Annotated in this window: 21 protein-coding genes and 3 pseudogenes; 19 read left to right on the forward strand and 5 right to left on the reverse strand. The window is 62.1% G+C overall.

What is annotated here, in order from left to right:
- The first annotated feature begins 11 nt into the window (after positions 1–11).
- Positions 12–767, forward strand: coding sequence for an IS21-like element helper ATPase IstB (gene istB / locus PSTAB_RS12245; RefSeq protein ID WP_013981287.1), 756 nt, complete (start codon positions 12–14; stop codon positions 765–767).
- A 116-nt stretch (positions 768–883) separates the two neighbouring features.
- Here the strand turns inward: istB and PSTAB_RS12250 are convergent.
- Positions 884–1,627: pseudogene (locus PSTAB_RS12250) on the reverse strand (transposase); the annotation flags it as partial.
- 134 nt (positions 1,628–1,761) lie between these two features.
- Between PSTAB_RS12250 and PSTAB_RS12255 the strand changes: the two are divergent.
- Positions 1,762–2,380 (forward strand): annotated as a pseudogene (locus PSTAB_RS12255) (tyrosine-type recombinase/integrase).
- A 355-nt stretch (positions 2,381–2,735) separates the two neighbouring features.
- Here PSTAB_RS12255 and PSTAB_RS12260 read toward each other — a convergent pair.
- The 4 genes from PSTAB_RS12260 to PSTAB_RS12275 form a co-directional block, all read right to left on the reverse strand.
- Entirely contained in the window at positions 2,736–3,755 is a 1,020-nt protein-coding gene (locus tag PSTAB_RS12260; protein WP_003288728.1) for a zinc-binding alcohol dehydrogenase family protein, read from the reverse strand.
- A 10-nt stretch (positions 3,756–3,765) separates the two neighbouring features.
- Positions 3,766–4,059 carry a putative quinol monooxygenase gene (locus PSTAB_RS12265; protein ID WP_003288729.1) on the reverse strand — a complete coding sequence of 98 codons (294 nt, stop codon included), beginning with the start codon at positions 4,057–4,059 and terminating at the stop codon, positions 3,766–3,768.
- Between the two features lie 98 nt (positions 4,060–4,157).
- Complete coding sequence (locus PSTAB_RS12270; RefSeq protein WP_003288730.1) at positions 4,158–5,147, reverse strand: zinc-dependent alcohol dehydrogenase family protein; 990 nt, start codon at positions 5,145–5,147, stop codon at positions 4,158–4,160.
- A 126-nt stretch (positions 5,148–5,273) separates the two neighbouring features.
- A complete protein-coding gene (locus PSTAB_RS12275; protein ID WP_013983157.1) occupies positions 5,274–6,365 on the reverse strand; it encodes an NADH:flavin oxidoreductase/NADH oxidase in 1,092 nt (363 codons plus the stop codon).
- An 83-nt stretch (positions 6,366–6,448) separates the two neighbouring features.
- Between PSTAB_RS12275 and PSTAB_RS12280 the strand changes: the two genes are divergently transcribed.
- The 17 genes and pseudogenes from PSTAB_RS12280 (at position 6,449) to radC (ending at position 21,398) form a co-directional block, all read left to right on the forward strand.
- On the forward strand, positions 6,449–6,751 hold the full coding sequence (locus tag PSTAB_RS12280) for an ArsR/SmtB family transcription factor (RefSeq protein WP_193384072.1): 303 nt from the start codon (positions 6,449–6,451) through the stop codon (positions 6,749–6,751).
- A gap of 555 nt (positions 6,752–7,306) precedes the next feature.
- Positions 7,307–7,798: pseudogene (gene pilL2, locus PSTAB_RS12285) on the forward strand (PFGI-1 class ICE element type IV pilus protein PilL2); the annotation flags it as partial.
- Between the two features lie 687 nt (positions 7,799–8,485).
- Positions 8,486–9,211, forward strand: coding sequence for a TIGR03759 family integrating conjugative element protein (locus PSTAB_RS12295; protein WP_013983160.1), 726 nt, complete (start codon positions 8,486–8,488; stop codon positions 9,209–9,211).
- Positions 9,211–9,774, forward strand: a complete 564-nt coding sequence (locus PSTAB_RS12300) for a lysozyme family protein (protein ID WP_013983161.1) — start codon at positions 9,211–9,213, stop codon at positions 9,772–9,774. Before PSTAB_RS12295 ends, PSTAB_RS12300 begins: the two co-directional genes overlap by 1 nt.
- The gene (locus PSTAB_RS12305) at positions 9,771–10,298 is read left to right on the forward strand and encodes an integrating conjugative element protein (protein ID WP_013983162.1); all 528 of its coding nucleotides are present in this window, start codon (positions 9,771–9,773) and stop codon (positions 10,296–10,298) included. The genes PSTAB_RS12300 and PSTAB_RS12305 overlap by 4 nt, the downstream gene beginning before the upstream one ends.
- Positions 10,299–10,308: 10 nt before the next feature.
- On the forward strand, positions 10,309–11,970 hold the full coding sequence (traD, locus tag PSTAB_RS12310; protein WP_013983163.1) for a type IV conjugative transfer system coupling protein TraD: 1,662 nt from the start codon (positions 10,309–10,311) through the stop codon (positions 11,968–11,970).
- Positions 11,967–12,716, forward strand: coding sequence for a TIGR03747 family integrating conjugative element membrane protein (locus tag PSTAB_RS12315; protein WP_041771758.1), 750 nt, complete (start codon positions 11,967–11,969; stop codon positions 12,714–12,716). The genes traD and PSTAB_RS12315 overlap by 4 nt, the downstream gene beginning before the upstream one ends.
- Before the next feature lie 131 nt (positions 12,717–12,847).
- Positions 12,848–13,219, forward strand: a complete 372-nt coding sequence (locus PSTAB_RS12320; protein WP_013983165.1) for an integrative conjugative element protein, RAQPRD family — start codon at positions 12,848–12,850, stop codon at positions 13,217–13,219.
- Complete coding sequence (locus tag PSTAB_RS12325) at positions 13,216–13,449, forward strand: TIGR03758 family integrating conjugative element protein (protein ID WP_013983166.1); 234 nt, start codon at positions 13,216–13,218, stop codon at positions 13,447–13,449. Before PSTAB_RS12320 ends, PSTAB_RS12325 begins: the two co-directional genes overlap by 4 nt.
- A 9-nt stretch (positions 13,450–13,458) precedes the next feature.
- Positions 13,459–13,824: a TIGR03745 family integrating conjugative element membrane protein gene (locus PSTAB_RS12330; RefSeq protein WP_418080423.1), complete on the forward strand. Its 366-nt coding sequence runs from the start codon at positions 13,459–13,461 to the stop codon at positions 13,822–13,824.
- Positions 13,825–13,840: 16 nt separating this feature from the next.
- Complete coding sequence (locus tag PSTAB_RS12335; protein WP_013983168.1) at positions 13,841–14,236, forward strand: TIGR03750 family conjugal transfer protein; 396 nt, start codon at positions 13,841–13,843, stop codon at positions 14,234–14,236.
- The gene (locus tag PSTAB_RS12340; protein ID WP_013983169.1) at positions 14,233–14,907 is read left to right on the forward strand and encodes a PFL_4703 family integrating conjugative element protein; all 675 of its coding nucleotides are present in this window, start codon (positions 14,233–14,235) and stop codon (positions 14,905–14,907) included. Before PSTAB_RS12335 ends, PSTAB_RS12340 begins: the two co-directional genes overlap by 4 nt.
- Entirely contained in the window at positions 14,904–15,770 is an 867-nt protein-coding gene (locus tag PSTAB_RS12345) for a TIGR03749 family integrating conjugative element protein (RefSeq protein ID WP_013983170.1), read from the forward strand. Before PSTAB_RS12340 ends, PSTAB_RS12345 begins: the two co-directional genes overlap by 4 nt.
- Positions 15,760–17,175, forward strand: a complete 1,416-nt coding sequence (locus PSTAB_RS12350; RefSeq protein WP_013983171.1) for a TIGR03752 family integrating conjugative element protein — start codon at positions 15,760–15,762, stop codon at positions 17,173–17,175. Before PSTAB_RS12345 ends, PSTAB_RS12350 begins: the two co-directional genes overlap by 11 nt.
- Positions 17,156–17,575 (forward strand): TIGR03751 family conjugal transfer lipoprotein, encoded by a 420-nt coding sequence (locus PSTAB_RS12355; RefSeq protein WP_041771759.1) that lies wholly within the window; start codon positions 17,156–17,158, stop codon positions 17,573–17,575. The genes PSTAB_RS12350 and PSTAB_RS12355 overlap by 20 nt, the downstream gene beginning before the upstream one ends.
- On the forward strand, positions 17,575–20,442 hold the full coding sequence (locus tag PSTAB_RS12360; protein ID WP_013983173.1) for a conjugative transfer ATPase: 2,868 nt from the start codon (positions 17,575–17,577) through the stop codon (positions 20,440–20,442). The genes PSTAB_RS12355 and PSTAB_RS12360 overlap by 1 nt, the downstream gene beginning before the upstream one ends.
- A 455-nt stretch (positions 20,443–20,897) precedes the next feature.
- Positions 20,898–21,398 carry a RadC family protein gene (gene radC, locus PSTAB_RS12370; RefSeq protein WP_041771763.1) on the forward strand — a complete coding sequence of 167 codons (501 nt, stop codon included), beginning with the start codon at positions 20,898–20,900 and terminating at the stop codon, positions 21,396–21,398.
- The last annotated feature ends 108 nt before the right edge of the window (positions 21,399–21,506 follow it).

Here is a 21,506-nt window from a genome sequence, read left to right on the forward strand (position 1 = left end):
GGAATCCCACCATGCTGCCCCATCCGACCCTGGACAAGCTCCAGACCCTGCGCCTGACCGGCATGCTCAAGGCACTCGCCGAGCAACTGAAAACCCCCGACATCAACAGCCTGAGCTTCGAGGAACGCCTCGGCCTGTTGGTCGACCGCGAACTGACCGAACGCGACGACAAGCGCCTCAGCAGCCGCCTGCGCCAGGCCCGGCTCAAGCACAACGCCTGCCTCGAAGACATCGACTACCGCAGCCCGCGCGGGCTGGATAAGGCGCTGATCCTGCAACTGAGCGGCGGCCAGTGGCTACGCGACGGCCTCAACCTGATCATCGGCGGCCCCACCGGCGTGGGTAAAACCTGGCTGGCCTGCGCCCTGGCCCACCAGGCCTGCCGAGAGGGTTACAGCGTGCGTTACCTGCGCTTGCCACGCCTGCTGGAAGAGTTGGGCCTAGCCCACGGCGACGGGCGCTTCGCCAAGCTGATGAGCGGCTATGCCAAGACCGACCTGCTGATCCTTGATGACTGGGGTCTGGCCCCGTTCACCGTTGAACAGCGCCGTGACATGCTGGAGCTACTGGACGACCGCTACGGCCAGCGCTCGACCCTCGTGACCAGCCAAATGCCCGTGGACAACTGGCACGAACTGATCGGCGATCCGACCCTGGCCGATGCCATCCTCGACCGCCTGGTGCACAACGCTTATCGGATCAACCTCAAGGGCGAATCGATGCGCAAACAGACGAAGAAATTGACGACACCGGGCACCTCAGACTAACAATGCAACCCCTGCGTCGCTGCGCTCCGACTGCCCGGCCGGATGGCCGTGGAACAGGTGGCCAGATGGCCGTGGAATGCCTGGCCAGATGAGCGTGGACTGGGTGGCCGGATGGTGTGGAATCCGCAGATACCGCTGCCGCGCGTCATCATCGAACGGGCATCCGGGTCGGTCAGCGAAACCTGTTTGTCAGGGGAATCGTTGAGCTGAGTTTCGATCCCCTCAAGCTCTTTCATCTGCGATTTAAGCTTGGCGATTTTATCTTCCAGGCTGGCAATGTCTGGCGCGGAGGCGCTAGGAATCTGTCGATCAGCCGCATCGAGCGCAGCCAAATAACGGCTGATGCTCGCCTCGATTTCTTCCATGCGCCGCTTCAGTTTGGCGCTGGTGAAATTGCGGTCACGGTTGTTCACTGCCTTGAATTTGCTGCCGTCGATGGCAACCAGGTTTTCGTCAAACAACCCCAACTGCTGGCAGAGCAAAACGAACTGGCGGCAGACGCCGCGAATGGCCTTGCTGTTGTCTTTTCGGAAGTTGGCGATGGTCTTGAAATCGGGCGTCAAGCGCCCGGTCAGCCACATCAGTTCAACGTTGCGCTGAGCTTCTCGCTCAAGACGGCGACTCGATTGGATGCGGTTCAGGTAGCCGTAGATATAGATCTTTAGCAGGACAGCGGGATGGTAAGCAGGTCTGCCGGTTTCGGCTGGAATGACGCCATCAAAACCTAGCTTGGCCAAGTCGAGTTCATCGACGAAAACGTCAACCACCCGAACCGGATTGGTATCGCTGACGTAGTCGTCGAGGCTTTCGGGAAGTAAGGTGCTTTGACCTCGGTGTTCACCCTGGATAAACCGTTTCATGGGCATCCCTTGCGATGAGACTCTTGGAAATTATAGCAAGGGTTTACCGGGGGCGTTTTTACACACTCTGGGCCGGTTAGCGCCCCTTGCCCTGGCTAACCATCCTTGTCTTCCCGTACGCGGAGGACAACCCCATGAACACAATTACTACCTACAGCCATCAGCCTTGGAACAAAGGAAAATTGGTCGGGCAGAAAGCCCCGCCCCGCCTTAGAGATATCTGGGCGATCCGGGTGCGGCTGCAAATCGCCGACAAGACCCGAGATCTAGCGCTCTTCGACTTAGCCATCGACAGTAAGCTGCGAGCCTGTGACTTAACCAGGCTCCGTGTTCGTGATGTTGCCCATGGTAAGCACGTTGCATCGCGAGCCATCGTGATGCAAAAGAAAACCCAGAGACCAGTTCAGTTTGAGATCACAGAGCAAACAAGGACGGCTCTCGAAACTTGGATCCACCGGGCACTGCTCCGCAGCGAGGACTACCTGTTCCCGAGCCGGCTGCACGCCTCTGAACACCTATCCACTCGACAATACGCTCGTATCGTTGAAGCCTGGGTGAAGGTCATTGGTCTTGATCCTGCCATGTATGGCACTCACACAATGAGACGTACCAAGGCTTCCCTGATCTATCGCAGGAGGAAACTTGAGAGCTGTTCAACTGCTGCTCGGTCATACGAATCTGGAAAGCACTGTCCGATATCCCGGGATCGAGATAGACGACGCCTTGGAGATGGCGGAGCAGACCGAAGTTTGACTGTGCGAGGCATAGCGACGGCCTCGGCCAAGCCGTCGCTAACCGGCCAAAAGGGGCCGGCTTTACTGAATAGATCAGACGACCCTTGAGGCTTGAGGGAATCGATGAAACTAAGGGCGATTCACATGACAATTACGCTACATCAGGCTTTTGACTCATCCGATACGCCCTCCTCCGGAGTCGCTACCAATTCCTATTAGTTGGACGTTTCGGATGAAGTCGTTGACGGCTGGGTGATGGTCTTGCGAGACGATCTCAATAGGAGGCATTTCAAGGCGCTCACTGAATCGCTCATGGGCGCTACTCTTGAATCCAGCATTGGCTACCTACCGCATGAGCCGGTAGCCAGATACCGTCAGAAGCCCTCCAGAACGATCTTGCCCTTTGCCTTGCCGCTCTCCAGCAAGGCATGGGCGCGACGTAGGTTTTCGGCGCTGATACGCCCGTAGTTTTCGCCAACGGTGGTGCGCAACACACCCGCATCGATCTGGCGGGCCACTTCATTGAGGATGTTGTGCTGCTCCTGCATGTCCTCGGTCTCGTACAGCGAGCGCGTGTACATCAGCTCCCAGTGCAGCGACAGGCTCTTGCGTTTGAGCGGTACGACGTCCAGCGTGGCCGGGTCATCGATCAGGCCCAACCTGCCCTGTGGCTTCAGTGACTCGATGATCTGCTCGTAATGCCGATCGGTCTGCGTCAGGCTTGCGACGTAGCTGACCTGCGGAAGGCCGATGCGCTTGAGCTCTTCGCTCAGTGGCTTGGTGTGATCGATCACGTAATGGGCGCCGAGTTCGGTGACCCAGGCCTGGGTTTCAGGGCGCGAAGCCGTACCAATGACGGTCAGGCCGGTCAACTGACGCGCCAGCTGAGTCATGATTGAACCCACCCCGCCTGCAGCGCCAATGATCAGCAGCGTTTCGCCACGGTCGGTGGTGTCGCGCGCTACGCCGAGGCGATCAAATAGCAATTCCCAAGCGGTCAGAGACGTCAGGGGAAGCGCCGCGGCCTGGGCGAACTCCAGCGACTGTGGCATCGATCCGACAATGCGCTCGTCTACCAGCTGCAACTCACTGTTGCTGCCCGGGCGGATCAGCGACCCGGCGTACCACACCTTGTCACCGGGCTTGAACAGCGTTACGTCGGAACCGACCGACTTGACCACGCCGGCAGCGTCCCAACCGAGGATGCGCGGCTGTGTTTCGTCTGTATGCGGCACGTAGCCCTGGCGGACTTTGGTATCGACCGGGTTGACCGATACGGCCTTGACTTCTACCAGCAGGTCGCGCGGCCCCGGCACTGGCTCGGGTAGATCGATCTCCACGAGGGCGTCAGGGTTCTCAACAGGCAGACATTTGAAGTGTGCAATGGCTTTCATTCGGAGCTCCTCAGGAGACGCGGTACATTTTCATGACGGAGAATTTTTCGGCGGCGCGTTCGATGACGGGCAGCGCTGCCTGGAAATGCGGGGTGGCCTCGTGCGCAGTCAGCGCCGCTTCGTCTCGCCACTGCTCAACCATATGGAAGGTGCGAGGCTGTTCTGCATCTTTATGAAAGTCGTATTGGATGCAGTCTGCTTCGGCGCGACTTGCGCCTTGCAGATCCTGCAGCGTCTGCTGGAGCTCATCTTCGGAGCCGGCCTTGGCGACCAATGTGGCAACCAGTGTGAGTGGGGTGGTCATCGAACCTCCTGTCTGTGCATGTGTGAGAGACGCATCGAGCTGGCATGGGCTTATCGACAGTGACCCTACCGGCCATGCCGCGAAGACCTGCACGTGGTTTAAAGCGTTACAACAATCTTGCCCACCTGGGCATTCGATTCCATGTACCGGTGAGCCTCGGCCATCTCGTCGAAGCTGAATGTACGGTCGATTACCGGCTGCAGCTGCCCAGAGGCGAGCCCTTCGTTGATGAAGTGCTTGGCCCGTTCGAGTTTTTCTCGATCCTGGGTGATCTCGAACAGCTGATAACCACGCAGCGTCAGATGCTTGCCGAGCAGGTCCATGACCGACACAGGGATATCCCGAGTGTCCAAAGCGCCGTACTGGAAGAAGATGCCGTGGTTCGCCAGTGCCTTGAGCACCAAGGCCACTTCGGGCCCGCCAACGGGATCGAAGGCCATGCGAGCGCCTTTGCCATGAGTCATCGTCATGACCTCGGCCACCATGTCCTGCTCCTGCGTCGCAATGACTGCCGCCGCCCCGGCCTGAAGTAAGGCCTCGCGCTTGTCGCTGGTGCGGGTCAGCGCGACAGGAACGGCGCCCACCATGTTCGCAATCTGGATAGCGGCAAGCCCCACGCTGCTGGACGCCGCACGGATTAGCACCGTCTCGCCGGCCTGCAGCCCACCAAGCTCGATCAGTGCGCCATAGGCAGTGACAAACTTCATCCAGGTCGCCGCTGCTTCCGTGAAAGAAAGCGCTTCCGGGTGTTTGACCACCGCGTGAGCCGGCGCGTTGACCAATTCACCGTACAAGCCGTATTCGTCAAAGGAGAACGCGGGCACTACGCTGACCGCATCGCCAACAGCGAAGCCGACCACACCGGGACCCACTGCAGATACGGTCCCAGCCGCTTCATAGCCCAGCATGGCGGGAAACGTCGGTTCGATGACGTACTGGCCTGTGCGGTACATCACTTCAGCCCGGTTGATGCCGAGCGCCCTGACGTTGATTTGAACCTCGTTCGCGCCGGGAGCCGGCACGTCGATCTCGTCGATCTGGAGAACCTCCGGTCCACCGGTGCGATGAAAGCGTATGACGCGAGACATAGCGTAATCCTCAGCTATCTATCGGAAGGGCCGAGCCATGAGCGGCCCAGCCAGGTAGCCACCAGCGCACATCGGCGCTGAGGCAGCGGGCGATTAGGCCATGACGGCCGTCTTCGCCCCGACGGATCACTTGTAGCGTTCAAGCCAGTGGGCATAGGGAGCCGGCAAGGTCCAGGACGCACGCTCTACGCCCAGCTCTTGGGCGGCAAGATAGGACCAATTTGGATTGGCCAGATGTGCTCGCCCAATCATCGCCAAGTCCAGCTGACCGCTCTTGACCGCTTCTTCGGCAACGCTTGGCGTGCCGAAGCCCCATGCCGAAGCCACTGGTATCCCCGCCTCACGCTTCACGCGCTGGGCAACTTCGCCCATGAAGCCAGGCGCCCAGGGAATGTTGGTTTCAGCGATGGTGAAACCAATGCTGACGCTCAGCAGATCCAGGCCACCATCTTTGAAGCGACGTGTCAGTTCGATAGCCTCGGTCAGCGTCTGTTCGTCCCGGCCGTCGTATTCGATAACCCCTAGACGAGCGGTTAGCGGCAGGTGCTCCGGCCAAACCTCACGAACAGCCGCCAGCGTTTCAAGCAGGAAGCGGCTACGGTTGTCGAAACTGCCGCCGTAGGCGTCATCGCGATGGTTGGAGTGTTCGGAAAGGAACGACTGGGCCAGATAACCATGGGCGAAATGCAGCTCCAGCCACTCGAAGCCAGCGTCACGCGCACGGCGAGCGGCTGCGACGAAATCCTCACGCACACGGGCAATGTCTTCCAGCGTCATGGCTTGCGGCTGCTTGGCCAGGTGACCGCCAAAAGCTATGGCCGATGGAGCGATGGTCTGCCAGCCACGGGCGTCATCTTCAGCGATGTGGTCATCGCCTTCCCATGGACGGTTTGCGCTTGCCTTGCGACCGGCGTGGGCGATCTGCAGGCCGGGGACCGAGCCGGCTGCCTTGATCGACTGCACCACCGGTACGAAGGCCTGGGCCAGCTCATCGTTCCAAATACCCGCACAGCCAGGAGTGATCCGCCCTTCTGGCGCTACAGCGGTTGCTTCGACAATCACCAACCCCGCCCCGCCACGCGCAAGGGATGCGTAGTGAACACTGTGCCACTCGTTGATCAGGCCATCGTTTGACGAGTACATGCACATAGGGGGAATCGCAATACGGTTGCGAAGCGTGACGTCTTTAAGCGTGAAGGGTTGGAACAGCGCAGACATTGGTTTCTCCGAGGGTTGTCTATTACGTTCATTCGATAGTATTCGAACTATGGAGATAGAGCAAACCCGTGTATGCTTCGTTCATGCGCCCCTACAAACACCCTCCCGTCACTGAATTCGTCCTCGAGCGTCTGCTATACGCCTTGAGCGATCCTGTGCGCCTGGAGATCGTCCGACGCCTTGCCGAACTGGGCGAAGCCAGCTGTGGCGAATTGGACGGTGGCCGACCAAAGTCCACCATGTCCCATCACTTCAGGGTGCTGCGAGATGCCGGGTTGGTCCAAACCCAAACCATCGGCACGACCCATATGAACTCGTTGCGCAGGGATGATTTGAACTATCGATTTCCTGGTTTGCTCGAGACGATCTTATCTCAGCGCGGCTAAGGCTGGCTTGAGAGTCAATTCATCGAGGAAGACGCTGAAGACGGCCTGCTTCGAAACCCTGGGCTCCAGTGAGCTCAGGGACTACCTCGCCGCTGACTGCGGAAGCATGACTAGTCCCGACGTAAACGCCTTACCCAGATGGCCTCAATCGAGCAGCTGGAGCGTTTCGCTTGTGCGCAGTATCGGTGGCTCGTCTACAGATTATGCCGCTTACGACAGGCCGCTAGTGGCCGATTTCTGCCGGTTGCTGCCCCACTGCCAGTACTGTCCTAGATCGTCAGCCTGCTTGATAAGCCAAGCTGTATCGAACCTCTGTGGTCGAGGCCCAGCGATGCCTGCTTCGTGTTATCCACAAAACCTGTGAATAACCCTTTCGATAACTCCTGAAATGCTCACAACCGTGGGCGCCTCATTCACCTGACGTTTTTTTGACCACTCCTGAGATTGGCTCAGCGTAGGGCCTCATGAAAACCGGCAACACAGCAGTTCCCTTTGTTTGCTGATCTCGCTCTGCGAAATGTCGATGGTCACGCCTGGACCTTCGAGAGCCGAGCCATGCATGCCATCAATTCCTACCGCAGCTGCCTGCTGCTGGCCGCACTGGCGGCCGGCTGTACAACGCCTCCAGCGCCCTCTCCCGTTCCTGATGAAGTAGCAACTCCGTCACAGGACGTCCCTTTCACCCGCTACGGTCGCTACAACCTTGTCGAGCTGACCCCGACGGTCGCCCAGCAGGATCTGCTGTTGCAGGTCGTCGACGTATCCATTCCCGACACCCTTAACGCCAATGTCGCCGACGCGCTGCGCCATGTGTTGCAGCGTTCCGGCTACCAACTCTGCAACGGACGTGAAACCGACACGCTGGGCAGCCTCCCGTTGCCGGCTGCGCACTATCACCTTGGCCCGCTGCAGCTGCGCAATGCCCTACTGGCCTTGGCCGGGCCGGCGCGGACGCTGCACGTCGACCACAGCGCCCGTCGCGTCTGCTTCATCCAGCCCTTCAACAAGCCAGCCGACGCGCCGCCCGCCACTGCGGATACAGAGCCCGATGTCGTCGGGGGAGTCGCAGCCATGACAACGATGCCAGGCAGAGGGCAACACCGGCTCGGCACGCTGCTGCGCGCAGCTACTATCACCTGGCTGCTGCTCATCAGCGCTGCCGTTGTGATCGATCATGTCGCGCTGTCGGGGCTAGCGGCACAGGTCGAAACCAGCACACCCAGCCTGCAAGTCGACGTGCTGGAAGAACGCCTGGCAGAACGGGTCCAGCAGATCGAACAAGCCCAGCAGCAACCGGACGCACTACCTCAAGCGCGCTACGAAGCAGAGCGCCAAGCGCTGGAGCAGCGACTGGACGCCATCGAACAGGCGCTCGGCAGCCGCCCGACAGCGGACAACCTGCTGCCGCTGCAAGCCCGCATCGAGCAGCTGGAAATGCGGCTCACCGCACCTCGCCCGACACCACCAGCCACAACCCGCCCGCGAGTTTCCGCACCCGCCAAACCGAAGATCATCGAGCCGCCATTCCGAGTGATCGGGGTCGAGCTGCGCGCCGGTGAGCAGTTCCTCTCGATTCTGCCATCCATCTCGGACGCGCTCTCGCAGGTTCGCCTGCTGCGCCCCGGCGAGGCCGAAGCCGGCTGGCATCTCGAAACCATCGAAGCGAACACCGCCGTGTTCCGCTACGGCGAAGACACCCGTCGCCTGCCTGTTCCCGTGCAGTAGGAGCAGCAGATGAAGCCGCGCCATATCGTCCCCGCACTTATCGTCCTACTGACCGGCGGGCTCGCCCAGGGCGCGGAAAACCTCGTCGCCGACAACCTTCCCAGCCGCGAGCAGCCGACGGCCACCGAACGCGCCGACGAGCAGTACGCACGGGACTGGAACCTGGGTGCCGAGGAATGGGCGCGCTACCGGGCGCTCATGCAAGGGCCGCTGGGTATCTATTCGCCCAACCTTGATCCGCTTACCGCACTGGGCATCGAAGCACGCTCCAACCAGGAACGGCAGCGTTACGCGGAGTTGCAGGTCGAGACCGAAGCCCTCCGCGTCGAAAAGCTGCTCGCTTACCAACGGGCTTACGACGACGCCTGGCAGCGGCTCCACGCCGATATACCGCGCGTTATCCTGCCCGATGCCGGCCCGGAATTCTCGCCGATCACGCCCGCAACGAGTGGACGAATCGCCGTGTTCGTCAAGGACGCCTGCCCAGTCTGCGATCAATCCACGCTGCGGCTGCAGGCAGCCGGTATGGCGTTCGACATTTACGTCGTCGACAGCCGCGCCGACGACGCACGCATCCGCGCCTGGGCACAGCGCATCGGCATCGACCCGGCCAAGACGCGCAGCGGCCAGATCACGCTCAACCACGATTCGGGACGCTGGCAATCGCTGAACTTGCAGGGCGACCTGCCGGCAGTTGTACGCCAGGTCGGAAACCAGTGGCAGCGGCAGCCGTAATGTCACGCCGCTACGCACTCGTGCTGTTGGCCTGCGCACTGGCAGGCCCCATCCAGGCGCGGGAAATCCCGCCGCCGGCCTATCAAGTCGCTGCGCAGCGCGCCGGTATTCCCTCGACCGTGCTGTACGCCATCACGTTGCAAGAGAGCGGCATCCGTTTGCGTGGCCGTCTGGTGCCATGGCCGTGGACGCTCAACGTAGCTGGCAAGGCGCAGCGCTACGCCACCCGTGCTGAGGCTTGCGGCGGGCTGCGCCAGGCACTCAGGCGCACACCCGCCAAGCGCATTGACGCCGGTCTCGGCCAGGTCAATCTCGGCTACCACGCGGAGCGTTATGCGCAGCCCTGCGACCTGCTCGACCCCTACCGCAACCTCGCCATCGCCGCCGAAATTCTGCGTGAACAGCACACCCCAAGCGACGACTGGCTGCTCACCATCGGCCGCTACCACCGCCCCGCTGGCGGCGAACCAGCCGCGCGCTACCGCCGCAGCGTCGGCCAGCACCTAGCCCGCATACTGGGTGCCTCCAAGCTGGAAATCACCGCCCGAAGGAATCTGCCATGAAATCCCTGCCCATTCTCGCCGCCTGCCTCTCTCTGCCGTGGCTGTCGGTGATCGTCCAGGCCGACACGTTGATTGTCATCGAGGACCGAGGCGGCGCGTCGGCCTTGCCGTACTACGAAGCCTTCAACCTGCAACCACGCGCCGATGCGACATCACCACGCATCGAGATTCCGCATCCGCCAGCCAAAGCGTTCAACGAAGCCGACATGCTGCCGGTGCGCTCAATGCGGCTGTCGCCGGGCGATGTGGCGCGTCGCGTGATCGAAGCGCCGGGGCTACCGCCATTCTTTCTCGTCGGCGACGACAAACGCTCGCGCGCCTGGCTGCGCCAGCGCTCACCGCGCCTGCACGAACTTGATGCCGTGGGCTTGGTAGTCAACGTCACGTCGGTCGAGTCCCTGGCCGCGCTGCGTGCACTGCTGCCAGGGCTGTCGCTGTCACCAGTTGCGGGTGACGACCTCGCCGAGCGCCTTGGCTTGTTTCACTATCCGGTGCTGATCACGGCAACCGGCATCGAGCAGTGAAGCGCCGACCATGGCCCAGGACCACGCGATCGAAGTACTGTTGCGGCCAGCCGTGGAGCTGCACACCGTGGTGGTCTGCGCCGCCGCCGCGTTTCTGTCCCTGGTGGCACCGTGGTCATTGGCGCTAAGTCCCGCTATTGGCCTGGGCAGTGCCGTGGCCTTCCTTGCCTTCGGCACGATCCGCCTGCGTGATGCACTGGTCATCCTGCGCTACCGGCGCAATATCCGTCGGCTGCCACGAGCTGGCCGCGAGCACGAGTTTTATGTATTTCACCTTGGGTGGCCTGATTTCAGCGCGCGCTACAACGCCGTGGGCCGGTTCGGGCGGATCAGCGAGGTGGCCACGCGCATCGCCGGACAGCTCTCAGGTGAGGGCAATAGCGTCGCCTTCCGTGAGTTTGCCTGGCGGTTCGTCAACATCATCGCCCGTGCCCTCGTCGAGCTGGGCCAGCGACCGGACTACCTGCTGATTCAGAGGCATGTCGTCAACATCGACGCCCTCTTTATCGAGTACGCGCAGCACTATTTCGCCAAGCACGAACCGAAGGCCTGGGAAATCATCGTCCAGCTCGAAAGCCGGCTGAACGACAAAAATATCCCGCGCAATATGATCGGGCGTGAGAAGCGGGTCGTGGCCTTGGAGCAATACCTCTCGCAGGTACGCACCTACGACCCGGTACTCGACGGTCTGCGCAGTGCCGTGCGCTACGACCGGACGTACTTCGACAAAATCGTCGCCAGCCTTTTGCCATTGCTGGAAAAACTCACCACCGGCAAAACCGCGCAACTACTCGCACCAAACTACTCCGATCTTAACGATCCCAGGCCCATTTTCGACTGGATGCAAATCGTCCGCAAAAGAGCGGTGGTCTATATCGGCCTTGATGCCCTGTCGGATGCGGAAGTTGCCGCTGCAGTCGGCAACTCGATGTTCGCTGACCTGGTATCGGTCGCCGGCCATATCTACAAATTTGGCATCGACGACGGGCTGCCCGGCGCAACAGCAGGAGCACGAGTCCCTATCAACGTCCATGCGGACGAGTTCAATGAGCTGATGGGTGATGAGTTCGTGCCACTCGTCAACAAGGGTGGCGGCGCGGGATTACAGATTACCGCCTATACGCAGACGCTCTCTGACATCGAAGCCCGTCTCGGCAACCGCGCAAAAGCTGGCCAAGTTATCGGCAACTTCAACAATCTGTTCATGCTGAGAGTGCGTGAAACCGCGACCGCCGAGCTACTCACCCGGCAACTTCCAAAAGTGGACGTCTACACCACGACGCTGGTCAGCGGAGCTACTGACAGCTCCGATGTTCAAGGGCAGACGGACTTCACCTCCAATGCGCAGGATCGCATCAGCACTGCGAGCGTGCCGATGATCGAACCCGCCCACGTGGTGGGCTTGCCAAAAGGTCAGGCCTTTGCCTTGTTGCAAGGCGGCCAGCTCTGGAAAATTCGCATGCCGCTGCCGGTACCCGACCCTGACGAAATCATGCCCAAGGACCTCCAGCAGCTTGCAGGTTACATGCGCCAGCACTATGCCGAGGCCAGCGACTGGTGGGAGAACCAGGGCATTCCCGGTCTACAGGATCAACCACTCCCCGACGACCTGCTAGATGGCTTCCGCCACCCCGCCACCACCGAGACACGCACCGCCGAGCCACGTCCATGAAGGACCCAGCCAGCACCACGCAACGCGAACAAAGCCGCCAGCGAGGCTTGCTCTCAAGCATCGCCACCCTGCCGTTGCGTATGCTCGGCGTGTTGATCGGCTCGCTTCTGATGTCGATCATTATCGAGTGCGTCGGCATGCACTTGTTCTGGTCTGAACAGGGCTGGCGTCACTCCCAAAGCATGCTTGACTACGAACTGAACCACCTTTCCAGCCACTTCACCCGAAGCGCGGTGGTACAGGAGCCAGGCCGTACCGCGCGCCTGTTGGTCGATGGAGCCTACGAATGGATTTTCGTGAAGACCGGACTGCTCGACTGGATGGGCCAAGCATCGGCACTCGCCCGTGCGCCCAGCCATAGTGGCGCACGGGACATCCGCCACTGCATCAGCCAGATCTACGTTTGGAGCGAGAACTATCTGATCGCCGCGGCATTCACGACGCTGACATTCGTCGTCCGCCTGCTGGTCCTGATGCTGACGCTGCCCCTGTTCCTCATGGCTGCCTTCGTCGGCCTCATCGACGGACTGGTGCGGCGTGACATCCGCAAATTCGGTGCGGGCCGCGAATCGGGCTTCGTCTACCACCGTGCCAAGGCGAGTCTGATGCCGCTGGCGATCCTGCCGTGGATCATCTACCTCACCCTGCCCGTCAGCGTACATCCGCTGCTGATATTGCTGCCGAGCGCGGCGCTGCTCGCCCTGGCTGTGAACATCACCGCAGCCAGTTTCAAGAAATATTTGTGAGTCGCTAATCAGTGGATAGTGGCACTTGAGCCCACCAGTAATAGGGGTACGCACAGATTCCCATTGTTTAGGGTATTGCCACGGGTTTACCGAGAGCATTCCGCCATTCCTCGCAAATCGTGGACTGGCCAATGTCGATGCAACCTCTCCCACCAGCCGATAGGCATCACGCGCCCGGCCTGACCTTCGCACTGCTGCTCGGCCTGTGTTTTTCTGCACATGCCAGCGCCGACGATGCCACGTTCGAGCACGCACGGCTCGCAGCCGCGCTGCGCCAGCTCGACAGCATCGAACGGCTTGTCGCACAACAAACCGCGCAGCAGCGGGACGAACGCGCCCGCTACCACTTCGACTACGCCCGTCTGACCGCTGACCTTGAGCGCGTGCGCGCCGGCATCCACGACTACCTCACCCCAACGCGTGCGCAACCGCGCGACCCCGCCCTGCTGCTTGGCGACTACCGCCAGTCTACCGCCGCCCTCGAACCGCTGGTCACGCCATGAACGCCGCTCAAACCGCCGCGTTCCAGGCCAACAGCGGCATCACCCCATCCGTCATGTCGACCATGCTGCTCGGTGCGGTATTCGCCGTGCTGCTCGTGTGGGGTGTCTGGGCGATGCGCAGCGCCTACGTCGGTTGGGCAGAAGCGCAACTTTCCCAACGTCAGTTCCTGGTGGTCGTGGTGCGTTTTGCCGTGCTGTACCTGGTCCTGACCTTTTTCCTGCTCTCGTAAGAGGTAGCCATGATGAAGCCGCTCACCCGCACTTTCCGCCCCCTCCATGTCGCTAGCCTGGCTGCACTGCCGATGTTCAGCGTGCTGACACCTCTCGCCCACGCCGACCTGCCCACCCTGGAAAACCCTTCACGTGGCACGGGCGGCGGCATCATGGAAACGTTGCAGAATTACGGTTACGACATCGTGATGCTCATCGCACTGCTCGTGGTCGCCTCGATGTTCGTCGGCGTCTGCTACCACGCCTACACCCGTTATGCGGAAATCCACATAGGCCGCTCAACCTGGGGCCAGTTCGGTCTGACCGTGGCGGTCGGTGCGATCCTGCTCGTGGTTGGCATCTGGCTGCTGACCGAAGCCATCGGCGTTCTCTGAACCAAGGAATGTCGATATGGCTGAAGACATCCGCCCGGACGGGACGGTGGCGTTCTTGCCCCACCGCCTCAACCGTCACCCCGTGGTGGTGCGAGGGCTGACGGCAAATGAACTGTGGGTCTGCGCGGGATTATCAGGCGTGATCGGTCTCGCGAGCGGCATCCCGCTGGCCTTCATGTTTACAACGATTGCCATCGTCCCCACAGCCATCCTGCTGGCGGTCACCGCTGGGATTTTCATCGGTGGCGGCGCGCTGCGCCGATTCAAACGCGGCCGCCCCAAAACCTGGCTGTATCGGCAGTTGCAGTGGTGGATCGCAGTTAATCTGCCGCAGCTCGCGCCGCTCACCGACAGTCACGCCCTGGTAACTCGCTCCGGTTACTGGAGCACACGCCGGAGCAAGGCGCGGTGAGCCGGTTCAAGAACGAAGTGCTGCGGCTCGAAGCCCACATCAGGACCCTACGAATCGGGGCCTCGGTGCTGGTCGTACTGGCTCTGGTCATGGGCGTCGGCTGGTGGAGCGCACCACGCGATCTGACCATCCATGTACCGCCTGACCTGCGCTCAGGCAGTATGCGTAAATGGTGGGACGTGCCGCCTGAGAGCGTTTACGCCTTCACCTTCTACGTATGGCAGCAGCTCCAGCGCTGGCCCACCAATGGCGACGAGGACTACCCGCGCAACCTGCACGCGCTGTCGCCCTACCTCACGCCCGCCTGCCAGGCGTTCCTGCAGCAGGACTACGAGTACCGCCGCAATGCTGGAGAGCTGCGGCGGCGCGTGCGCGGCATCTACGAGATTCCTGGCCGCGGCTACGGTGACAACCCGACGCTGCGCGTGCGCACCATCTCCACCCGTGAGTGGGTCGTGAGCCTCGACGTTACGGCAGACGAATACTACGCCTCGGAGCAAGTCAAGCGTGCCCTGGTGCGCTACCCGCTCAAGGTCCTGCGGATCGACGTCGACCCTCAGCGCAACCCGTTCGGGCTTGCCATCGACTGCTACGACGGCGCGCCGCAGCGTATTGCCACCCCTGTCGATCCGGCAGCAGCTCCCGCCCCCTCCCTGGAAAACATGCCATGAACCGCCTTTTGCAACCGGCTTTTGCAGCGCTCGCGCTGGTTCTATTCAGCGCCGCCCACGCCACCGAACTCCTGCGTTGGGAAAGGTTGCCGCTGGCCGTACCGCTCGTGGTCGGCCAGGAGCGCATAGTCTTCGTCGAGCGCAATGTACGCGTCGGGGTACCCGCATCGGTCGACAACCTCCTGCGGGTGCAGAGCGCCGCCGGGGCCATCTACCTGCTGGCGAGCGAGCCAATCGAACCGACCCGGCTGCAACTGCAGGACGCCGATACCGGTACCGTGATTTTGCTCGACATCGCCGCCGAACCCGAGCAGGCGGGCCAGCCTCCCTTGGAGCCGGTGCGCATCATCGAGACCGCATCATCCGCTGCTCAAACGGATGCAGATGACAGTGCCGCAGCCGCCCCGCCCGTGCGGGCAACACCGCAGCCCGTCATCCTGACCCGTTACGCGGCACAGAACCTCTACGCACCACTGCGAACCGTCGAACCCGTGCCCGGCGTTACACCCGCAACCCTGCGCCGCGACCTGCCGCTGGACAGCCTGTTGCCGATACTGCCGATACAGGCCCAGGCGCTAGCGGCATGGCGTTTGGACAACCTATGGGTGAGTGCTGTGCGCCTGCGCAACAGCGCCTCGCACTGGCTTGACCTGGACCCGCGTGCGCTGCAGGGCCACTTCCTCAGCGCGACTTTCCAGCATTCGACGCTGGGGCCGAGCGGCACGCCGGACGACACCACCGTCGTCTACCTCGTCACCCGTGGAAATGGGCTGGCGCAGGCTCTGCTGCCCACCATTGCGCCTGTCGATGCCTCCCTCAACCTGCCGGGGCCGCAACACAACGGAGACCGCGATGCACAGTAATGGCCTGCTCAAATGGTTGATGATCCCCCTGGCGCTACTACTGGTGTTCGTCGGCATCAAGCTGTTCTCCGGCGGCAACGACGTTACCAGCACACCGGAAGAAGCTTCCCGGCTCACGCCCGATGAAGCCAAAGCGCTCGGTATCGAGGGCGACACCCCACGCGACACCGTGGCGACGTTGGTAGCGCAAGTCCGTCAGCTACGCACCGAGCTGCAGACCGCACTCGGCGACAACAAGGTCCAACGCGAAGAAAACCAACGGCTGCGGCAACGCGAAGGCACCATCGACCGGCGCATCCAGAGCGCGCTCGACAGCGAACGCAGCCAGTTGCATCAGGATCGGCAGGAGGTCAGCAGCGAACGGCAGAAAACCCAGAGCCTGCTTCAACAACTGCAGCAGCGGCTCGATGGCATCGGCAAAGATAACCCCGCCGATCTACCGGTCGGTCTAGGCCTTGAGCTGGGCGACGGCCTGGCTGGCGATACCCTGCGCTGGGTAGAGCCGGAGGATCGGCGCGATGACGGCAAGCAGCGTTCCGGCAATGCCGCCAGCTTCAGCTTTCCCAGCAGCTTCGCGCCGGCGCAGAAGACACTCGAAACCACCGCAAGCTCCGCCGTCGATGCCGGCCGCCGCGCGACTGGTGTGCCGGAGACGACAGCCGTCTACACCGTGCCGACCAACGCGACCCTGATTGGCTCGATCTCCATGACGGCACTGATCGGCCGCGTACCGATCGACGGAACCGTCAACGACCCGTACCCCTTCAAAGTCCTGATCGGGCGCGACAATCTCACCGCGAACGGCATCGACATTCCCGACGTGGCCGGTGCGGTGGTCAGCGGCACGGCTTCGGGCGACTGGACCCTCTCCTGCGTGCGCGGGCAGATCCGTTCGGTCACCTTCGTGTTCGACGACGGCACCATCCGAACCATCCCCAAAGACGACGAACGCGGCGGCAACCGCCAACAGGACAGCAGCAACACGCAGGACAGCATAGGTTGGATCAGCGACCCATACGGCATCCCCTGCGTCAGTGGCCAACGGCGCAGCAATGCCCAGCAGTACCTGGGTACCCAGGCCCTGATCACCGCGGCCGGCGCGGGCGTCGCCTCGCTGATCGACTCCGACAACGGCCAGGCCGCCTACATGAGCAGCGACGGCTCCATCGGCACGGTCGGCATCGGCTCGAATGAGGCCATGGGCCGCATACTCGCTGGTGGCATGCAGGACATGTCCGCCTGGGTCAACAAGCTCTACGGCCAAGCGTTCGCAGCCGTCTACGTCAAGCCCGGCGCCAAGGTGGCCGTGCATCTCGAAGAACCCCTGACCATCGACTACGACCCGCAAGGTCGCCGCGTCGATCACCGCCTTGGAGGGCTGCCCCATGCGCAGGAATTGGACTGACTGCTTGGCCCCGCTAGCCATAGCCCTGGTGCTCGGTGGCTGCGCCACCAGCAAGGAGACGCTACTGTCTCACGACGACACCACCATGCTCGATATCTGGAACGTCGAGACCGGCGGCGGCACCGCCCGGCAACTGCTCGATGCCCGCCAGGCGTTGCGCCGACCGCTGACCGAGGCCTATGTACACGCCGCACCCGCCGTACAGGCTCGCTACACCCGCACGGCGCAAAACGAAATACACCGGCAGTTCCACCGGCTGCCCAATCCCGATCTGCTGATGTATGTATTCCCGCATCTGGCCGGCAGCGACCCGGTGCCAGTGCCCGGCTACACCACACTGTTCCCCCTGTACCAGCGTGTGCAGTACGCACTGCCTGGCGAACGTGTCGAGGATTACTGATGGCCTGGTCCCTGTTCAAGCACCGGCGCCAGGCCGAGGAACCCGCGCCACCTGCGGACACCTGGGCACGCCATGTCGCCGATCTGCGCGCTCACGGCATTGCCGAACCCGGCACCGCGCACACTTCGCGGCGGCCAGCCACCCAGGCCGACGAGCAAGCGCTCTACGATGCCGCCCCCTCGTTCACCGACCTGCTGCCGTGGGCCGAGTACCTGCCCCAGTCACAATGCATGCTGCTTGATGACGGCACCTCGGTAGCGGCCTTCTACGAGCTGCTCCCGGTCGGCACGGAAGGACGCGAGCCTGCCTGGCTGTTGCAGGTCCGCGACACCCTGGAAAACGTGCTGCAGGATGCCTTCGACGAGCTGGAGGACAACCCCTGGGTCGTGCAGCTCTACGCGCAGGACGACACCAACTGGGATCGCTACCTTGATGAGCTGCGCCACTACGTCCAGCCCCGCGCCCAAGGCACCGCCTTCACCGAGTTCTACCTGCGGTTCTTTGGCCACCATCTGCAGGCCATCGCCAAGCCCGGCGGTCTGTTCGAGGACAATACCGTCACCCAATTGCCCTGGCGCGGGCAAACTCGGCGCACGCGGCTGGTCGTCTATCGCCGTGTCGGCCAGGCACCGCAGCGCCGTGGACAATCGCCCGAGCAGGCGCTCAATCGGGTCTGCGACCGCCTCGTCGGCGGCCTGGCCCATGCTGGCGTGCGCGCCCGGCGTCTCGGCGCGGCGGATATCCACGCCTGGTTGTTGCGCTGGTTCAATCCCCATCCAACCCAGCTCGGTAACAGCGCCAAAAACCGGGAGCGCTTCTATGCCCTGACCCGCTACCCGGACGAACAGGAGCCTGGCGAGATCGAGCTGGCCAGCGGCACCGATTTCGCACAACGGCTGTTCTTCGGCCAGCCGCGCTCGGATGCCGCCCTGGGCCAGTGGTACTTCGATGGCATGCCACACCGCGCCATCGCCGTCGACCGCCTGCGCAGCCCACCCACCACAGGGCATATCACCGGCGAAACCCGCAAGGGTGACGCAATCAATGCGCTGTTCGACCAACTGCCGGAAGACACGATTCAGTGCCTGACGCTGGTCATCACCCCGCAGGATGTGCTCGAAGCGCACCTCAACCACCTTGGCCGCAAATCCGTGGGCGACACCTTGGCATCGGAACAGACCCGTGCCGATGTGCAACAGGCCCGCAGCCTGATCGGCAGCGCCCATAAGCTGTACCGAAGCGCACTCACCTTTTACCTGCGCGGCCGCGACGAGGCGGAACTGGACGCACGCGGCCTGCAACTTGGCAACGTGCTGCTCGGTGCCGGGCTGCAACCGGTACGCGAAGAAGATGAGGTCGCACCGCTCAACACCTATCTGCGCTGGCTGCCCTGCGTCTACGACCCTGCGCTGGACAAGCGCCAGTGGTACACCCAGCTGATGTTCGCCCAACACGCCGCCAACCTGGCACCGCTGTGGGGGCGCAGCCAGGGCACCGGCCACCCCGGTCTCACATTGTTCAACCGCGGCGGCGGCACCATCACCTTCGATCCGCTCAATCGCCTCGATCGGCAAATGAATGCGCACCTGTTCCTCGCCGGCCCGACCGGCTCCGGCAAGTCGGCCACGCTCAACAATCTGCTCAACCAAGTCACCGCGATCTACCGACCAAGACTGTTCATCGTCGAAGCCGGCAACTCCTTTGGCCTGTACGGCGATTTCGCCGCGCGGCTGGGTCTCACCGTGCATCGTGTGAAACTCGCGCCCGGCTCGGGCGTCAGCCTCGCCCCGTTCGCCGATGCGCACCGGCTGGTGGAAACGCCCTGCCAGGTGCAAACGCTCGACGCCGATGCCTTGGATGAAGACGACGCAGCTAACGATGGCGATGAGCAGCGCGACGTCCTGGGTGAGCTGGAGATCACCGCCCGCCTAATGATCACAGGAGGAGAAGAACGCGAGGAAGCGCGCATGACGCGTGCTGATCGCAGCCTGGTTCGCCAATGCATCCTCGACGCGGCAGAGCGCTGTGTCGCCGAGCAACGCGCGGTGCTCACGCGGGACGTTCGCGATGCCCTGCGCGAGCGCAGCCGCGACACGACTTTACCCGAGGTTCGCCTTGCACGGCTGATGGAAATGGCCGATGCCATGGACATGTTCACCCAGGGCAGCGATGGCGATATGTTCGACCGCCCCGGCACGCCCTGGCCGGAAGCCGACATCACCATCGTCGACCTGGCTACCTATGCCAGGGAGGGCTACAACGCTCAGCTTTCCATCGCCTATATCTCGCTGATCAACACCGTCAACAACATCGCCGAGCGCGACCAGTTCCTGGGCCGTCCGATCATCAACGTCACCGACGAGGGGCATATCATCACCAAGAACCCATTACTCGCGCCCTATATCGTCAAAATCACCAAGATGTGGCGCAAACTTGGGGCCTGGTTCTGGCTGGCAACGCAGAACCTGGACGACCTGCCCAAAGCCGCCGAGCCAATGTTGAACATGATGGAGTGGTGGTTGTGTATGGGCATGCCACCAGACGAGGTAGAGAAAATCGCCAAGTTCCGCGAACTCACTCCGGCGCAGAAAGCCCTGATGCTCTCTGCCAGAAAGGAGACCGGCAAGTTCTCGGAAGGCGTAATCCTGTCGCGCAGTATGGAGCTGTTGTTCCGCGCGGTGCCCCCTAGCCTCTATCTCGCGCTCGCCCAAACCGAGCCGGAGGAAAAAGCCGAGCGCTACCAACTCATGCAACAGCATGGCATCAGCGAACTCGACGCCGCGCTCAAGATTGCCGAGAACATTGACCGGGCGCGCGGTATCGCCCCGCTGTCGATGGACTGGAGCATCCTGAGCAAGGTCCGTTGAAGAACTCTTAAATTAGACTAAATGTACAGGTGTAATCGGTGTTTCGCCGACTATTGAGCGATGGGAACCAAATCCTCCTGCACACCCGAACTCACGGCCAGGCGCTATCCTGGGAGCGGAACCGCCTTGGCCCAAACGCCGAATCCCGCCATTCCTACGTGCTCTGCGACGCATCAGTTAAAGCGACACTTAAACCGGACGAATCAGTTTCCGATTCTTTGTCGTGCTCAGAGCCATGCTGCGCTCAACTGACGTTGCAAGTCGGTAGCCACGGTCCTCAAGGCTACGGCGCCGCATTGCCGCGCTGACCACTCCCGTTCGCCTTGCATCCCTGTGCGAACAGCCACCGCCAAGGCGTTGGCGGATGCCATGCTCATCCAGACACCACAACCATCGTCCCCGGAGGGAAAACCCTCCATGGGCGCACCTCCGAACTCTCCCGCGGAGGTCATCCCATGCTCACATCCTTAGTCCGCCTCGACTCTATGGCAAAATCCTGTCCGCCAACGGCTCTCGACTACGAAAACCGCATCATCGCGCAGGCTATTGAGCTACTGGAGCGCCGCTTATTCAACGATGGCCCCCTACTGCTCAACCCGGAGGCTGTCAGCGACTATCTGCGTTTGAAGCTGATGCCAGAACCCAGCGAAGTGTTCGTCGCAGTATTCCTGTCCTCAAAACATCAGGTCATCGCCTGTGAAACGCTGTTTAGGGGCACAATAGACGCAGCTCAAATTCATCCCCGCGTGCTTGTTCAGCGAGCGCTTGCCCACAATGCCGCCGCCCTGATCGTCGCGCACCAGCACCCGTCCGGCTGCTCAGACCCCTCATCCTCGGACGAACGACTGACCCAGCGCGTGAAAAATGCGCTGGACTGCGTGGAAGTACGGTTGCTGGATCATTTCATCGTCGGCAAGGGCGAACCGTTCTCGTTCGCCTCGAATGGCCTGCTGTAGTCCTCGTCGCTGCGCGGCGCAATCTTTTCCCTACCTGCACGGAGTCGGCCGCCCACTCGGGCGGGCCGCCCCGCGCCTGCTTATCCCCGCACAGAAACCTTTTGGCTC

The sequence above is a fragment of the Stutzerimonas stutzeri genome, assembly GCF_000219605.1.
Classification (GTDB): domain Bacteria; phylum Pseudomonadota; class Gammaproteobacteria; order Pseudomonadales; family Pseudomonadaceae; genus Stutzerimonas; species Stutzerimonas stutzeri.

Excerpts from the sequence above, each read along its gene's own strand:
- PSTAB_RS12335 (WP_013983168.1), top strand. The coding sequence starts at position 13,841 with ATGGCTGAAGACATCCGCCCGGACGGGACGGTGGCGTTCTTGCCCCAC.
- PSTAB_RS12345 (WP_013983170.1), top strand. The coding sequence starts at position 14,904 with ATGAACCGCCTTTTGCAACCGGCTTTTGCAGCGCTCGCGCTGGTTCTA.
- PSTAB_RS12265 (WP_003288729.1), bottom strand. The coding sequence starts at position 4,059 with ATGACCACCCCACTCACACTGGTTGCCACATTGGTCGCCAAGGCCGGC.
- PSTAB_RS12325 (WP_013983166.1), top strand. The coding sequence starts at position 13,216 with ATGAACGCCGCTCAAACCGCCGCGTTCCAGGCCAACAGCGGCATCACC.
- PSTAB_RS12270 (WP_003288730.1), bottom strand. The coding sequence starts at position 5,147 with ATGTCTCGCGTCATACGCTTTCATCGCACCGGTGGACCGGAGGTTCTC.
- PSTAB_RS12305 (WP_013983162.1), top strand. The coding sequence starts at position 9,771 with ATGAAATCCCTGCCCATTCTCGCCGCCTGCCTCTCTCTGCCGTGGCTG.
- PSTAB_RS12330 (WP_418080423.1), top strand. The coding sequence starts at position 13,459 with ATGATGAAGCCGCTCACCCGCACTTTCCGCCCCCTCCATGTCGCTAGC.
- PSTAB_RS12320 (WP_013983165.1), top strand. The coding sequence starts at position 12,848 with ATGTCGATGCAACCTCTCCCACCAGCCGATAGGCATCACGCGCCCGGC.
- PSTAB_RS12315 (WP_041771758.1), top strand. The coding sequence starts at position 11,967 with ATGAAGGACCCAGCCAGCACCACGCAACGCGAACAAAGCCGCCAGCGA.
- istB (WP_013981287.1), top strand. The coding sequence starts at position 12 with ATGCTGCCCCATCCGACCCTGGACAAGCTCCAGACCCTGCGCCTGACC.
- PSTAB_RS12360 (WP_013983173.1), top strand. The coding sequence starts at position 17,575 with ATGGCCTGGTCCCTGTTCAAGCACCGGCGCCAGGCCGAGGAACCCGCG.
- PSTAB_RS12295 (WP_013983160.1), top strand. The coding sequence starts at position 8,486 with ATGAAGCCGCGCCATATCGTCCCCGCACTTATCGTCCTACTGACCGGC.
- radC (WP_041771763.1), top strand. The coding sequence starts at position 20,898 with ATGCTCACATCCTTAGTCCGCCTCGACTCTATGGCAAAATCCTGTCCG.
- PSTAB_RS12300 (WP_013983161.1), top strand. The coding sequence starts at position 9,211 with ATGTCACGCCGCTACGCACTCGTGCTGTTGGCCTGCGCACTGGCAGGC.
- PSTAB_RS12350 (WP_013983171.1), top strand. The coding sequence starts at position 15,760 with ATGCACAGTAATGGCCTGCTCAAATGGTTGATGATCCCCCTGGCGCTA.
- PSTAB_RS12355 (WP_041771759.1), top strand. The coding sequence starts at position 17,156 with ATGCGCAGGAATTGGACTGACTGCTTGGCCCCGCTAGCCATAGCCCTG.
- PSTAB_RS12260 (WP_003288728.1), bottom strand. The coding sequence starts at position 3,755 with ATGAAAGCCATTGCACACTTCAAATGTCTGCCTGTTGAGAACCCTGAC.
- PSTAB_RS12280 (WP_193384072.1), top strand. The coding sequence starts at position 6,449 with ATGCGCCCCTACAAACACCCTCCCGTCACTGAATTCGTCCTCGAGCGT.
- PSTAB_RS12275 (WP_013983157.1), bottom strand. The coding sequence starts at position 6,365 with ATGTCTGCGCTGTTCCAACCCTTCACGCTTAAAGACGTCACGCTTCGC.
- traD (WP_013983163.1), top strand. The coding sequence starts at position 10,309 with ATGGCCCAGGACCACGCGATCGAAGTACTGTTGCGGCCAGCCGTGGAG.